Source organism: Phocaeicola faecium (assembly GCF_014837055.1).
Lineage (GTDB): Bacteria > Bacteroidota > Bacteroidia > Bacteroidales > Bacteroidaceae > Phocaeicola > Phocaeicola gallinarum.
Map to the genome: position 1 here is coordinate 1 of NZ_JACSPQ010000053.1, position 14,065 is coordinate 14,065.

At 41.9% G+C, this 14,065-nt stretch carries 9 protein-coding genes, 1 tRNA gene and 1 pseudogene; 7 read left to right on the forward strand and 4 right to left on the reverse strand.

Annotated features, from left to right (window positions below; translation table 11 throughout):
* Positions 1 to 553: IS66 family transposase (locus tag H9626_RS13720; protein WP_191710840.1), on the forward strand; the 553-nt coding region annotated here is incomplete at its 5' end.
* 395 nt (positions 554 to 948) lie between these two features.
* Here the strand turns inward: H9626_RS13720 and H9626_RS13725 are convergent.
* On the reverse strand, positions 949 to 2,016 hold the full coding sequence (locus H9626_RS13725; RefSeq protein ID WP_191710841.1) for a hypothetical protein: 1,068 nt from the start codon (positions 2,014 to 2,016) through the stop codon (positions 949 to 951).
* A 180-nt stretch (positions 2,017 to 2,196) separates the two neighbouring features.
* On the reverse strand, positions 2,197 to 3,687 hold the full coding sequence (locus H9626_RS13730; RefSeq protein ID WP_178256690.1) for a butyryl-CoA:acetate CoA transferase: 1,491 nt from the start codon (positions 3,685 to 3,687) through the stop codon (positions 2,197 to 2,199).
* Positions 3,688 to 3,835: 148 nt separating this feature from the next.
* Here H9626_RS13730 and miaB point away from each other — a divergent pair, with 148 nt between their 5' ends.
* The gene (gene miaB / locus H9626_RS13735) at positions 3,836 to 5,209 is read left to right on the forward strand and encodes a tRNA (N6-isopentenyl adenosine(37)-C2)-methylthiotransferase MiaB (RefSeq protein ID WP_178256691.1); all 1,374 of its coding nucleotides are present in this window, start codon (positions 3,836 to 3,838) and stop codon (positions 5,207 to 5,209) included.
* Positions 5,210 to 5,300: 91 nt separating this feature from the next.
* Here miaB and H9626_RS13740 read toward each other — a convergent pair whose 3' ends face one another.
* A complete protein-coding gene (locus H9626_RS13740) occupies positions 5,301 to 5,501 on the reverse strand; it encodes a PspC domain-containing protein (protein ID WP_178256692.1) in 201 nt (66 codons plus the stop codon).
* A gap of 394 nt (positions 5,502 to 5,895) precedes the next feature.
* Between H9626_RS13740 and H9626_RS13745 the strand changes: the two genes are divergently transcribed.
* Positions 5,896 to 5,968: transfer RNA gene (locus tag H9626_RS13745), tRNA-Phe, on the forward strand.
* A gap of 86 nt (positions 5,969 to 6,054) precedes the next feature.
* Here H9626_RS13745 and H9626_RS13750 read toward each other — a convergent pair.
* Positions 6,055 to 6,288: pseudogene (locus H9626_RS13750) on the reverse strand (transposase); the annotation flags it as partial.
* 208 nt (positions 6,289 to 6,496) lie between these two features.
* Between H9626_RS13750 and H9626_RS13755 the strand changes: the two are divergent.
* The 4 genes from H9626_RS13755 to H9626_RS13770 are packed head-to-tail and all read left to right on the forward strand — an operon-like array spanning position 6,497 to position 14,062.
* On the forward strand, positions 6,497 to 6,715 hold the full coding sequence (locus tag H9626_RS13755; RefSeq protein ID WP_191710843.1) for a helix-turn-helix transcriptional regulator: 219 nt from the start codon (positions 6,497 to 6,499) through the stop codon (positions 6,713 to 6,715).
* Positions 6,715 to 11,640: a DEAD/DEAH box helicase gene (locus H9626_RS13760; protein WP_438616950.1), complete on the forward strand. Its 4,926-nt coding sequence runs from the start codon at positions 6,715 to 6,717 to the stop codon at positions 11,638 to 11,640. Before H9626_RS13755 ends, H9626_RS13760 begins: the two co-directional genes overlap by 1 nt.
* A 16-nt stretch (positions 11,641 to 11,656) precedes the next feature.
* On the forward strand, positions 11,657 to 12,664 hold the full coding sequence (locus H9626_RS13765) for a DUF2971 domain-containing protein (protein ID WP_191710845.1): 1,008 nt from the start codon (positions 11,657 to 11,659) through the stop codon (positions 12,662 to 12,664).
* Between the two features lie 21 nt (positions 12,665 to 12,685).
* On the forward strand, positions 12,686 to 14,062 hold the full coding sequence (locus H9626_RS13770) for an ATP-binding protein (protein WP_191710846.1): 1,377 nt from the start codon (positions 12,686 to 12,688) through the stop codon (positions 14,060 to 14,062).
* Positions 14,063 to 14,065 lie beyond the last annotated feature (3 nt).

Consider the following 14,065-nt stretch of genomic DNA (forward strand, 5'->3'; position numbering starts at 1 on the left):
GAAGTACGTGGATGCCCTGGAAGAGAACAGGACGCTGGCCACACAGGCAATACACTACATCGGCAAGTTGTACAAGATAGAATCTCAAGCCAATGAAGCCGGACTCACAGCTGAAGAGCGTAAGGAAAAACGTATCAGTGAGGCCTATCCGCTGATACTTGAATTTGAAAAGTGGCTGCAGGATGCTTATCTCAGAGTGCTTCCTAAAAGCCGTATGGGTAAAGCCATCGAATATACGTACACGCTCCTTCCAAGACTTTCCAGGTACGTAAACGACGGAAGAATCGAAATTGATGACAACCGCATAGAAAATGCCATAAGACCTTTGGCTTTGGGAAGAAAAAACTATCTGTTCTGCGGTAACGACGCATCCGCATACAGGGCTGCCATCGTGTACTCACTGATAGCCACCTGCAAGTCTGCAGAAGTAGACCCTAGAATTTGGATGGAAGATGTCCTGAGCAAAATTCCATATTATGAGAGGGATGATAAAAATATGGAAGAACTTCTACCACGTAATTGGGCTAAATCCCATCAAACTTGTTCCGAATAAACACTATTAGTTCCGAATCGACTACAAATAACACCGATTCGGAACTAATTCACAAAATTTGCAACGTGGTTTACCGAATGCTTACAAATCATTCGTATTAAAACAATTTACGTCCTATTTATTGGAAGATTTGGGAGGAATTAGTATGATGTAGAAAACGTATCGTTTTGGGGTATCCTTTAGAAGTAAAAGAAAATGTACTTGTTGGAAAAGAATAATCTATTTCATCTGTTTTCTAAACCTTTCTTAAAGTAATAAGAATATATTCTGTATGCCATTCTACAAAAGTGTATTATTTGAGAAAACAGAAGGCTGTATAGATTGATGTCTTTTATAAAAGGTAAGTGTTATTACATAGTACCCAAATTTAGAAAATACTGTTGTAAGAATAATTATTATTCTATGGATATGGCTTTTTTGTTTGCCTCTATATGGCAACTATGACAAAGCGTAATTAGATCCTCGTCTTTAACATCCCAAGGTAGATGTGAACGTGAATATTTTTTATGATGAACTTCTAATGTTTCAGAACTATTTAGTTTGTACAATGGAAATATAATTGCAAAATCATTTTTGGTTAACATAACAAGTCGTTTATTGTAATCAATGCCAGTGATGTAATTATAGCAAAAGGTAAGATAAATATTATCATTTGTGGTATTACCTTTTGTATATTGTACGAAAATAGTATCACAATCATAATATTTCTTGGTCTCAAAAGGTTCACATTTGATGCTTTTAAACTGGACTGTACTTACATCATTGTTAGATAATTCTTTACTCGAAATAATAAGAATATTACCTGCCAAAGCTATTGTTTTCCAGTCTGACCAACAAAAACTAAACATACCCAAGTGATACTTGTTTAGGTAAATATTATATTTTGGAATATAATTAGCTTCATTTAAATTATAGAGTTTGTAAGTATCATAGGAAGATTGATTCTTTAAATTTTCAGAATTATATTGAAGTGATGCGCTCTCTTTATTAAACACTGATATTATTATATCCGCAACTTTGGGGAAATCTACATATTTAAGTAATTCATTAATGTCATTTAATTTGATTGTATTATAGCAATTCTGGCAAATGTAATTATCCATCCTTTTTCTTCTTTCTCGTTTTTGTATCCATCTATCATCTTGAAGTAGTCCTTTATAATATTCATTCTCTCCTGTTGTTATTATAGATGATTGGAGAGGGAATAGGGTGGTGGAAGATTCTGTTTTTATTTTTTCAATATCTATTTCAACTTCTTTCGGAATGGTAATATTGCTGGAATGTTCTGCAATCTCTTTAGGAGGTATTGAAGAACTTGTTTCCGTATTAATTTCCAAAGTATTTGTAGTAGTTATACTATTATTCTTTCTTTTCTTTAAAAGTGAAAAGGTAGTATATGTAAACAGGACTGTCAGTAATGAGATAGATAGTAAGATAAGTAAAATGGTTATTGTCATATCCATATCAATATAAAATTAAGATATTGTTTTATACATGAGCAAATTTAGAAAAATATTTCTATTTATACGAGTATAATAAAAATTAGGTTTGGCGGAGAGAGCGGATGGGATAAAAAACACCCGCACTTGAACAGCAATGCGGAGTTCAAACGCGGGTGGAGTATAACAGATAAGGATATTCGGTTAGAATGCGCCCCAATCAGTCAGACGCATGTCGCCTTTCTGCATGAATACTTGGTGCATACCCAGCGCGGCGGCAAGGCTGTGGCTGGTCTGCCCTTTGGTGGCTATCTTCAGATAATCCCATAACAGTTGCTTGTAGTCGGGGTGAGCGCAGTTCTCTATGACGGCTTTCGCACGTTCTGCCGGACTCTTACCACGCAGGTCGGCAACGCCCTGTTCGGTAATAATCACGTTGACGGAATGTTCGCTATGGTCTTGGTGCGACACCATCGGTACGATGGAACTGATGCATCCGCCCTTTGCCGTAGACGGGCAGGTGAAGATAGAAATGTATGCGCTGCGGGTAAAGTCGCCCGAACCGCCAATGCCGTTCATCATCTTCGTGCCGCAGATGTGTGTAGAGTTGACATTACCGTAAATGTCGGCTTCGATGGCAGTGTTCATTGATATAACACCGATACGGCGCACCACTTCCGGACAGTTGGATATCTCCGACGGACGCAACACTAACTTGTGGCGGAAAAAGTCCATGTTATCATAAATATCTTGCAGGCAGTCGTTTGTAACACTGAGCGAACAGGTGCTGCCAAACTTGATACGCCCTTCCTTTATCAATTTAATCACAGAGTTCTGAATGACCTCGGTGTACATCTCGAACGGCGGAATGCTTTGGTCTTTACCCAATGCGCTAAGCACTGCGTTGGCAATGTTTCCCACGCCCGACTGCAAGGGCAGGAAGGTAGAAGGGATGATGCCTTTCCGGAGGTCGGCAGCAAGAAATTCGGCAACGTTCTGCCCGATTTTGTCTGTAACGGGGTCGGGGTCATGGAAACCACGTGCCTCATCGGGGATATTCGTCTCTACTATTCCGACAATCTTTTCCGGATCTACTTGGATGTACGGCAACCCGATGCGGTCGCTCGGTTTCACGATGGGAATCGGGCGGCGGAAAGGAGGACGCTCCATTTCATACAAGTCGTGCATACCGATGATGGACTTGCTGTGGGCAGCATTCAGTTCAACGATTATTTTGTCTGCGAGCCGGGCAATGGTAGGCGTAATGCCCACTCCGGCAGTAAGGTAAATACGCCCGTCGCCGGTAATTTCACACGCCTCGATGATAGCCGTGCTCACATGTCCCAAAAAGCCGGAGCGCAGACGCTGAGCCACTTGCGAAAGGTGAATGTCTGTATAGTTAATCTCTCCGTTGTTCACTGCCTTGCGGAAATCTGTGTTCGTGGTATAAGGAGCACGAAACTTAATCGCCTTCGCGCGGGTTAAAGCCCCGTCACATGAGTCGCCCGTAGAAGCTCCCGTAATAATGCCTATCTGGAAAGATTCTCCCTTAGCATGTTTCTCCTCGGCTATCTTTGCCAGTTCTAAGGTTACAGCCTTCGGGCTTCCAGCCGGCGTAAACCCGCTCAGCCCGATGATATCGCCGTCTTTAATCAAGTTAGCAGCTTCGGTTGCCGAAATAAATCTAAAGTTCATGGTATCAGTGTTTTTATATTCAGTATTATAGTTTCAACCAATGGTTGTCCCAAATATACAAATAAATCTGATATATTCAGCTTAATTTATGGAAGTTAACCAAGAAACCGATATCTTTGCATCCTCATTTCTAAAAATAACAAGCATTATGACAAAAGAAACTACAGGAGCAGACTTTAAATCTGCAACTGAACAAGGAAACAAAAAACTGTTTATTGAGACCTACGGCTGTCAGATGAACGTGGCAGACAGCGAGGTGGTGGCATCAATCATGCAAATGGCGGGCTACTCACCCTGCGAGAGCTTAGACGAAGCCGACGCGGTGTTTATGAACACCTGCTCCATCCGCGACAATGCCGAACAAAAGATTCTGAACAGGCTGGAGTTCTTCCATTCATTACGTAAAAAGCGCAAACACCTGATTGTAGGTGTGCTGGGCTGTATGGCAGAGCGCGTGAAAAGTGATTTGATAGAACATCATCACGTAGACTTGGTGGCTGGTCCGGATGCTTATCTGACACTACCCGACCTGATAGCCTCGGTAGAAGCGGGCGAAAAAGCCATTAACGTAGACCTCTCGGTAACGGAGACATACCGCGACGTAATTCCCTCTCGCATCTGCGGCAACCGCATTTCAGGCTTTGTCTCTATCATGCGCGGCTGTAACAACTTCTGCCATTACTGCATCGTGCCCTATACCCGCGGACGCGAACGGAGCCGCGATGTAGAAAGCATACTGAACGAGGTGCGCGACCTGCAACAGAAGGGTTACAAGGAAGTAACGCTGTTAGGGCAGAACGTAAACTCATACCGGTTTGAACGCGGCGACGAAGTGGTGACCTTCCCCATGCTGTTACGCCTTGTGGCAGAAACCGTTCCCACGATGCGGGTGCGTTTCACTACCTCCCATCCGAAAGACATGAGCGATGAAACGCTCCGGGTAATCGCCGAAGTGCCTAACGTATGCAAACACATCCATCTGCCCGTACAGAGCGGAAGCTCACGCATCTTGAAACTGATGAACCGGAAATACACGCGCGAATGGTATTTGGAACGTGTGGAAGCCATCCGCCGTATTATCCCCGACTGCGGACTAAGTACCGATATCTTTTCGGGATTCCATTCGGAAACGGAAGAAGACCACCAGTTGTCTCTCTCACTGATGCGCGAATGTGCCTACGACTCGGCTTTCATGTTTAAATACTCTGAACGCCCCGGAACATACGCATCGAAACATCTTCCGGACGATGTTCCTGAAGAAGTGAAAATCCGCCGCCTGAACGAACTGATAGAATTGCAGAACCAGCTTTCGGCAGAAAGCAATGCTAAAGACGTTGGCAAGGTGTTCGAAGTATTGGTGGAAGGTGTATCCAAACGCTCGAAAGAACAGCTCTTCGGACGCACGGAACAGAACAAGGTGGTAGTGTTCGACCGCGGAACTCACCGCATCGGCGATTTCGTAAAAGTACGCATCACTGAATCAAGTTCAGCAACGCTGAAAGGCATCGAAGTAGTTGAATAAATAAAAGACACGGAACTGCAAAAAGATTTCAATTCCGTGTCTTCAGAGCCTGTTGCACAATAGTGCGACAGGCTTTTATATTTGAAAAAAGTCAATCTTCATTTCGTTTCACTTCAGGCATGATAAGCCACAAAATCAAATATACGATACCGCCGGAGAACACAGTAAAAAACGTAGCCAATACATATACGATACGTACCAACGTAATATCCCATCCAAAATAATCCGCAATTCCCGAACACACCCCGGCAATCATTCGGTTATTCGACCGAGTTAATCTTCTTTTTTCCATAATCGAGTTTTATTTATGGCGACTAAGATACAAATAAAAGCGTTTACTCCCCCTCAGAACAGCCGAATTTTTCCGACAAAATAAAAATTTGCCCCCTCTCTTTTGCAAGCCTAAAATTTCTACCCGTTAAACTGATTAATACTATGGGTAGAACAAAGCAATTCTACCGCTTGAAATAGGTAACGCTAACGGTAGTTTTTTCCGGGATATCAGCGTAGCGAGCCGTACGGAAATATACTCCTGATTAACAATATATTACATCAACCACAGAATAAAGAGCAATTACCATGATTAAAATATTTTCAAAATTTTTACTCAAAACTTTTGCAGATTCAGAAAACTTTCATACCTTTGCACCGCAATCGAGAAACAAAGCAACGAAACGATTAAAAACGGTGCCATAGCTCAGTTGGTAGAGCAAAGGACTGAAAATCCTTGTGTCCCCGGTTCGATTCCTGGTGGCACCACTGAAAGTCAGAGAGTTACAGCAATGTAGCTCTCTTTTTTTATGCTCAATAGGCTCAACGGATTTTCCCAGTTGGCAAGCTTTCTTTTAAGCGTATAGCATAGCCAGCCTGAACAGGAAAAATTTTACATCAGCCACCCCTCTTAACTGGTTTCGAAAAGCTTTTATTTTTGCATTGAACGACTCCGCTGAAGCATTGGTCAATCGCTCTTCAAAATAATTTATGATGGTCGTACTATGGCTTGAAAACGTATCAAGCACCTTGTTGAACTCCATATAGTCAAACCTTTCCACTTCATTGTACCATCTTGCGAGATTTAGGGGTCAGCGGATATTGAAAATGGAACAAATTAAAAAATAAGATATGGCACATATAAAACGCCCGATACGACCTCCATAAAAAGAGTGGGTAATACACAAATTTCAATTATAAGGCAGTTTGTTGTCAAAGCTTGAGTTCTTTTGGTAGGTAATCATTATCTTTGCAGATACCATCAATTATTAATGCACGTATGCAATACGTTTCAATATGGGAACAGAAAAAATAAACAGACTAAAAATAGTATTGGTAGAACAAGGGAAAACTGGGAAATGGTTGGCTGAACAGTTGGGAAAGAACGAGGCGACCGTTTCGCGCTGGTGTTCCAATGCTACCCAGCCTTCATTGGAAATGCTGATGAAGATAGCCTCCATATTGAATGTAGATGCGAGAAGATTGATTAACGATGGAATTAATAAAGAAATATGATGACAACATTTACAAAGGTAATAGATAAGTTCCGCTGTGAAGCATGGTCTGAACGTGACAAAGGTTTCCGTTTTGAACGTCTGATGCAGGCTTACCTTAAAACAACCTCCTTGTATGCAGGACGCTTTGAAGAAGTCTGGCTATGGTCAGAGTTCCCTTGCCATGACCAGTTTGGTGGAAAGGACATAGGCATTGATTTGGTGGCAAAAACCTTCGCAGGTGAGTATTGGGCGGTACAATGCAAGTGTTATGCCGATGACAAATACATTACGAAGCCAGATGTAGATACCTTTCTTTCCACTTCGGGTAAGACCTTTGAAGTAGATGGTATGGAACACGCTTTTGCCCAGCGGTTGTGGATTTCCACGACCAATAAGTGGAACAGCGCAGCCGAACTGACAATCAAAAATCAGACACCGCAGGTGACACGCCTCAACTTGATTGACCTTGAAGCGGATGATGTAGATTGGGAAAAATTGGAACAGGGGTTGTATGGCAAGGCATCCCGTCCTAAGCCTTTTGCTATTATGGAACACCAACAGAAAGCTATCAACCGTGTACACGAATACTTCAAGACCCGTGACCGGGGCAAACTGATTATGGCGTGTGGCACGGGCAAGACATTTACTTCACTTAAAATAGCCGAAAACGAAACCCAAAGCAATGGTTTCGTTCTTTTCCTCGTCCCTTCCATTGCTTTGTTGGGGCAGACTTTGCGGGCATGGTCTGCACAGGCTGACATTCCTATTCATGCCGTGTGCATCTGTTCGGACGGGCAAGTATCGCAACAGAAAATCAAGAATGACGAAGAGGGTGTGAGCGTTATTGACTTGGCTTTGCCTGCCTCTACAAATACTGATTATATCCTTTATCAGCTTGAAGTCATCCGACATGAAGGACGCAATGGTATGACTGTCGTGTTCTCCACTTATCAATCTATCGAAGTCATATCACGTGCGCAGCAAGAATTGTTGAAACGCACGAAAGGTGAATACGGCATTTTCGACCTGATTATCTGTGATGAGGCTCATCGCACTACAGGCATATCGCTTAAAGGAACAGAAGAAAGTGCGTTTATCAAAGTACACGACAATGATTTCATTCAGGCGAAACGCCGGCTTTATATGACTGCTACCCCACGTCTTTATACGGATGAGGCACGCAAAAAAGCCGAAGAAAGCGATGTTGTATTGTGCTCGATGGATGATGTTTCCTTGTATGGTGACGAGATTTATCGCATCGGTTTTGGTGAAGCCGTAGAGAAACAATTGCTTACAGATTATAAAGTATTGATTCTTGCCGTAGGCGACAAGGATATTACACCCGCCTTACGCGATGTGATTACCAACGAAGACGGCACGATAACCGTAGATGATGCTTCAAAATTTGTGGGGTGCATCAATGCTTTGTCTAAAAGGGTATTAGGAGATGAGGGGCTTATTAAGGCGGCAGATCCGTTGCCTATGCGCCGCGCGGTAGCTTTCTGTTCAACCATCAAAGCCTCAAAAGCAACAGCACGTGTCTTTACCGATTGCAAGTCGGCTTATATGGAAGATGTCAGTGCGGAAGACAAGGCTCAGATGGTAGACGTTGTAGCTGAACACGTGGATGGTACGATGTCGGCTACAGAACGTGACCAAAAACTGATGTGGCTCAAAGAACAACCTGAAAACGAGATGGAATGCCGTATGCTGACCAACGCTCGATGTCTGAGCGAAGGCGTGGATGTGCCTTCATTGGATGCCGTTGTTTTCGTTTCACCCAAAAACTCGCAAGTGGATGTAGTGCAGTCTGTCGGACGTGTAATGCGCCGCAGTCCCGGAAAGAAATACGGTTATATCATTATTCCAGTAGTGATACCAGAAAATGTGGAAGGTGACGAAGTGCTAAGCAAGCATCCTAATTTCAAAGTAGTGTGGACAGTACTCAATGCTTTGCGTGCCCATGACGACCGTTTTAATGCAGAGGTAAACAAGATAGAACTTTCCAAGCAAAAACCTAAGCATATCCTTTTTGGAGGCGTGGGCAGTACACACGATGACGATAGTGTGGACAGCAGCCTTGCAGATGCTACGAGGCAAGACACCACCAGCGCAGCCATGCAAATGGCACAACAGCTTTCGCTGCAATTCGAAGATTTACAGAATGTTTTCTATGCCAAAATGGTAACCAAAGTAGGTAGTAAACGTTACTGGGAACTTTGGGCAAAAGACATCGCTAAAATAGCAGAGGAACACATCGAACGCATCAAAACACTGATTGCAGACGAAGGCAAGCACAAGAAAGCATTTGAGCAACTGATGCGCGGACTGCGCAAGAATATCAATCCCAACCTTACTGAACAGGAAGTCATTGAAATGCTTTCGCAGCATCTGATTGCCATGCCTGTATTCGAAGCTCTTTTCGGTAATTACGAGTTTGCTGTTAGCAATCCGGTATCGAAAGCCATGCAAAAGATGCTTGCCTTGCTGGATGATGAAGCCAAGACGGAAGAAGAAAATGAACGCCTGCAAAAATTCTATGATTACGTGCGGACTACGGTCGGTGACATTACCGATGCCGAAGGTCGCCAACGCTTAATTGTAGAGCTTTATGATAAATTCTTCAAGGTGGCTTCGCCTAAGACGGTGGAAAAATTGGGCATTGTCTATACGCCTGTGGAAGTAGTAGATTTCATTATCCGTTCCGTAGGTTATATCATTCAAAAGGAGTTTGGACGTTCGCTTTCAGATGAGAATGTTCATATCCTTGACCCGTTCACGGGTACAGGCACGTTCATTACCCGCTTGCTTCAAAGTGGACTGATAAGCCGCGAAGCATTGGTGCAGAAGTACCGCAAAGAAATCCATGCCAATGAAATCGTATTGATGGCTTATTACATAGCCTCTATTAATATCGAGAGCGTATTTCATTCGCTCGTTCCCGAAGAAGAATACCGGGCTTTTGACGGTATTTGTTTGACAGATACGTTCCAATTAGGCGAAAAAGATTCTGACGAGAACCTTTATTCCGAACAGTTCCCTACTAACTCCAAACGTGTCATTGCGCAAAAGAAATGCCCGATTACTGTTATTGTGGGTAATCCTCCTTATTCCATTGGACAAAAGTCTGCCAATGACAATGCACAGAACCAATCTTATCCAAGATTGGAAAAACATATTGAAACGACTTACGTAGCGCAATCGGAAGCCAATCTGAACAAATCGGCATACGATAGTTATGTGAAGGCTTTTCGTTGGGCTTCTGACCGTTTGAATGAAAAAGAAGGTGGAGTTATCGGTTTTGTGACTAATGGAGCTTGGCTGGATGCCAATGGGCTGGACGGTATGCGCAAATGCTTTGAGCGTGAATTTTCTTCGATTTATGTGTTCAATTTAAGGGGAAATTGTCGTACAAGTGGGGAGCTTAGGCGCAAAGAAGGAGACGGAGTATTTGGATTAGGTTCTCGCACTCCAATAGCTATCACTATTTTGGTGAAAAAACGTAAAGCTAATAATTTAGAGAAAGCACAAATCTTTTATCACGATATTGGAGATTATTTAAGCAGGGAAGACAAACTGAAAATTATCAGGCAAATGGGTGACATCAGCAATCCTGCTATGATGTGGAAATCGGTTGAGCCGAATGAACATGGGGATTGGATTAACCACCGCAACGAGATGTTCAAGCTGTTTATTCCTATTGAGCCTGAGAAGAAGTTTGCAAAGGGGCAGAAAAGTTTCTTTGAAACGTATTCTGCGGGAATCTTAACCAGTAAGGATGCATGGTTGTATAATTCCTCTAAGATATTGTTGGAAAAGAATGTACTTCACATGGTTGATTTTTATAATGAAGAACTTAAAAGATTTAATGAAGCAAGGAAGGTTGATAATAAGATAACTGCAAAAAGTTTTGTCAATTATGACTCTTCAAATATTATATGGAGTGATTTATTTTTGAATGATATAGAAAAAGGCATTATATATAGGCTTGAGAAATCTACTATTTGTGAAAGTTTGTATCGACCTTTTTATAAACAGCACTTGTGTTATGAAAAGCAGTTTATTCAACGTACATATCAACAGCTACGGCTATTTCCTACTCCAAGTCACAAAAATATTGTAATATGTGTTTCTGGAATTGGTGCAGGAAAAGATTTTTCTCCATTAATAACTAATATAGTACCCAATTATCATACATTAGATACAGATCAATGCTTTCCCCTTTACTGGTATGATAGCAGCAACGCTGATGTTACCGACCTATTCAATCAAGGAGCGGAAAAGCCGATGGACAGATATGTGCGTAAAGACGGAGTAACCGATTGGATATTAAATACAGCCCGCAAGCAATACGGCTATAAAGTGACGAAAGAAGACATCTTCTATTACGTCTACGGACTGCTCCATTCACCCGACTATCGTGCAGCCTTTGCCACAGACTTGAAAAAGTCTTTGCCTCGTCTGCCATTGGTGGAAAAGGCGGATGACTTTTGGGCATTCAGTAAAGCCGGACGTGAACTTGTCGACCTGCATCTGAATTATGAAACGATAGAACCTTATCGAAAATGTATTGTTTCGTTTGCACCATTGACAAACAAAGGAGACAAGATAAACTATCACGTAGAGAAAATGCGTTTCGGCAAAATTGATAGTAAGGCATCCGACAAGAGCGTCATCTATTACAACAATTCCATTACCATTACCAGCATTCCTACTGAAGCCTACGAGTATGTGGTCAATGGCAAATCTGCTATCGAGTGGATAATGGAACGCTATGCCATCACCACTGACAAGAAAAGCGGCATCACCAACGACCCGAACGACTGGGCACGTGAACATAACGATGAGAAATACATTCTCAACCTCCTGCTCCGGGTCATCAATATATCGGTGCAGACAGTAGAGATTGTGAAAGGGTTGCCGAAGTTGACGTTTGAAGAATAATGATAAGGAAATTATTATGGATAGGATAGATTTTGCAAACATTTTAAACTCAACAATAGCTCGGGAAAATTGCACACAAAAAGAACTTATAGATAAGACTTTACCTATACATAACGCTATTGCAGAAATGATGCCTGATAGATTGTTCAGATATCGTCAATGTAATAAAAATAATATCAATGCCTTTGAGCAAGATTCAATTTATGCAGTAACAGCTGATAGATTTAATGATCCGTACGATACTTTATTACGTTATGATGTGAAGAGTTTTGAGCAAAACTTTAAATTTTTATCTATCGAGCATGTTTTATTGTTGAAAAATCATATATTAAGCAATGGTTTTCCCCCTTTTATAAAGGCTACATTCCCTGAAAAATCCCTGCAAATGATTCGTGATAAACTCATCTCTACAGAAAACATAGCAACTTTGATGGAAGAATTAGAAACTAACAGAGAATATACTCTTACATGGATTGCTTTTTTATCCCCTGTTGTTGAAATGATGGTAAAAAGGAATGTAACCTTAGCTTGTTTTTGCGAATCAGTACAAAGTGTAATAATGTGGAGCCATTACGCACAAGAGCATCAAGGTTTTGCATTAGAATACAAACCTCGATTATTATTAAACTCACCTATAAAAAAAGTTGCAATGTTTCCTGTGATTTATGATGAAAAACGCTTTGATGCTTCATCTTATTATTATTATTTATTACTACAATTGTTTGGTATACCTATTGAGAATCCTGACATATTCGCTGAATTTAAATGCGTATTACATAAATCTCCTGAATGGGAATATGAAAAAGAGTGGCGTTTGATTGATTCCTCTTCTCGTAATATATTACAGATAGACTATTCTTGCATACCCTTAAAACCAAATGCTATTTACTATGGTAAGAATATATCTAAAGAAAATAAAGACGAATTGCATGTAATAGCACAGGCAAAAGGAATACAAGAATATGATATGTATATAGATAACGCTTCTTCTAAATATGAAATGTTATATCGTCCATTAAACTGAATTTATAATAGATGTAGCAATATGCCAACCGAATCCCAAAACATAGAGTTCAAAGAATCTTGGCGTGACGAATACCAGAAATGGATTTGTGGCTTTGCCAATGCACAAGGCGGAATCCTTTATGTGGGCGTAAAGGATAATGGCGAGGTGTGCGGTGTACAGGATGTCAAGAAGTTAATGGAGGACATCCCGAACAAGGTGCGTGACATGATGGGTATCTTGGTGGATGTCAATCTGAAAGAGAAAGATGGAAAGTCTTATCTGGAAATTGTGACAGAAGCTTATCCTTATCCCATCAGTTTCCGTGGAAAGTATTACCAGCGAAGCGGTGCAACCAATCAGGAACTAAAAGGGGCTGCACTCGACCGTTTCATGCTTCGCAAGCAGGGAAAAACATGGGATGGTGTGCCAGTACCTTATCTGAAAGCGGAAGACTTGGATAACGCCACATTCGATTTATTCCGCAAGTATGCCAAACGGAGCGGACGCATGGAGGAAGCGGACTTAATGGACGACAATCACGGATTATTGGAGAAACTCCGGCTTTATGAGGGTAGTTACTTGAAACGTGCTGCCGCCTTGTTGTTTCATCCTGACCCGGAACAATATGTGACAGGAGCGTTTGTAAAGGTCGGCTTCTTCCGCGAAGGCATGGATTTGGTGTATCAAGACGAAGTACATGGTAATCTGTTCCAGCAAATTGTGAAGCTGATGGACTTACTGTGTACCAAATATATGAAAGCAATCATTACCTACGAGGGCATCCAACGGATAGAGACATTGCCGATACCTCGTGAGGCTTTGCGTGAGGCGTTATTAAATGCCTGCATCAACAAAGACTACGCAGAACATTCTCCCATTCAAATCCGTGTGTATGAAAACAAATTGGAGATAATAAATGGTGGAGTATTGCCTGAAGGATGGACGGTGGAAACCTTATTGTCCTCACATCAAAGTATGCCTTATAACCCAGATATTGCCAACACATTCTTCCGTGCAGGTGAGATTGAGGCATGGGGACGTGGCATTGAGCGCATCATCACGGCTTGTAAGAATGACGGATTCTCCACACCGGAGTTCCGCTATGACGCTTCAGGTATATGGACAACTTTTAAGTTTGAGTACCCGGAAAGGGCAACTATACAGAGCGGCCAGAAAACTACCCAAAAAACTACCCAAAAGACTACCCAAAAGGCCATACAAAACCTAACGGAGCAACAGCAAGCTATACTGTCATTCTTAAAAGAACATCCGGAAGCGACCCGAAAAGAAATCAGCGAGAGTCTTTCCGGCATTACAGAGGATGGTGTAAAGTACAATCTTTCTCGCCTTCAAGAGCTTGGCTTACTGAAACGTATAGGAGGTAGGAAGCAAGGATATTGGCAAATTATAGAATAAAGG

Bases quoted from the DNA above. Each gene is read 5' to 3' on its own strand.
- H9626_RS13765 (WP_191710845.1), top strand. From the start codon at position 11,657: ATGGATAGGATAGATTTTGCAAACATTTTAAACTCAACAATAGCTCGG.
- H9626_RS13730 (WP_178256690.1), bottom strand. From the start codon at position 3,687: ATGAACTTTAGATTTATTTCGGCAACCGAAGCTGCTAACTTGATTAAA.
- H9626_RS13740 (WP_178256692.1), bottom strand. From the start codon at position 5,501: ATGGAAAAAAGAAGATTAACTCGGTCGAATAACCGAATGATTGCCGGG.
- H9626_RS13770 (WP_191710846.1), top strand. From the start codon at position 12,686: ATGCCAACCGAATCCCAAAACATAGAGTTCAAAGAATCTTGGCGTGAC.
- H9626_RS13755 (WP_191710843.1), top strand. From the start codon at position 6,497: ATGGGAACAGAAAAAATAAACAGACTAAAAATAGTATTGGTAGAACAA.
- H9626_RS13760 (WP_438616950.1), top strand. From the start codon at position 6,715: ATGACAACATTTACAAAGGTAATAGATAAGTTCCGCTGTGAAGCATGG.
- miaB (WP_178256691.1), top strand. From the start codon at position 3,836: ATGACAAAAGAAACTACAGGAGCAGACTTTAAATCTGCAACTGAACAA.
- H9626_RS13725 (WP_191710841.1), bottom strand. From the start codon at position 2,016: ATGGATATGACAATAACCATTTTACTTATCTTACTATCTATCTCATTA.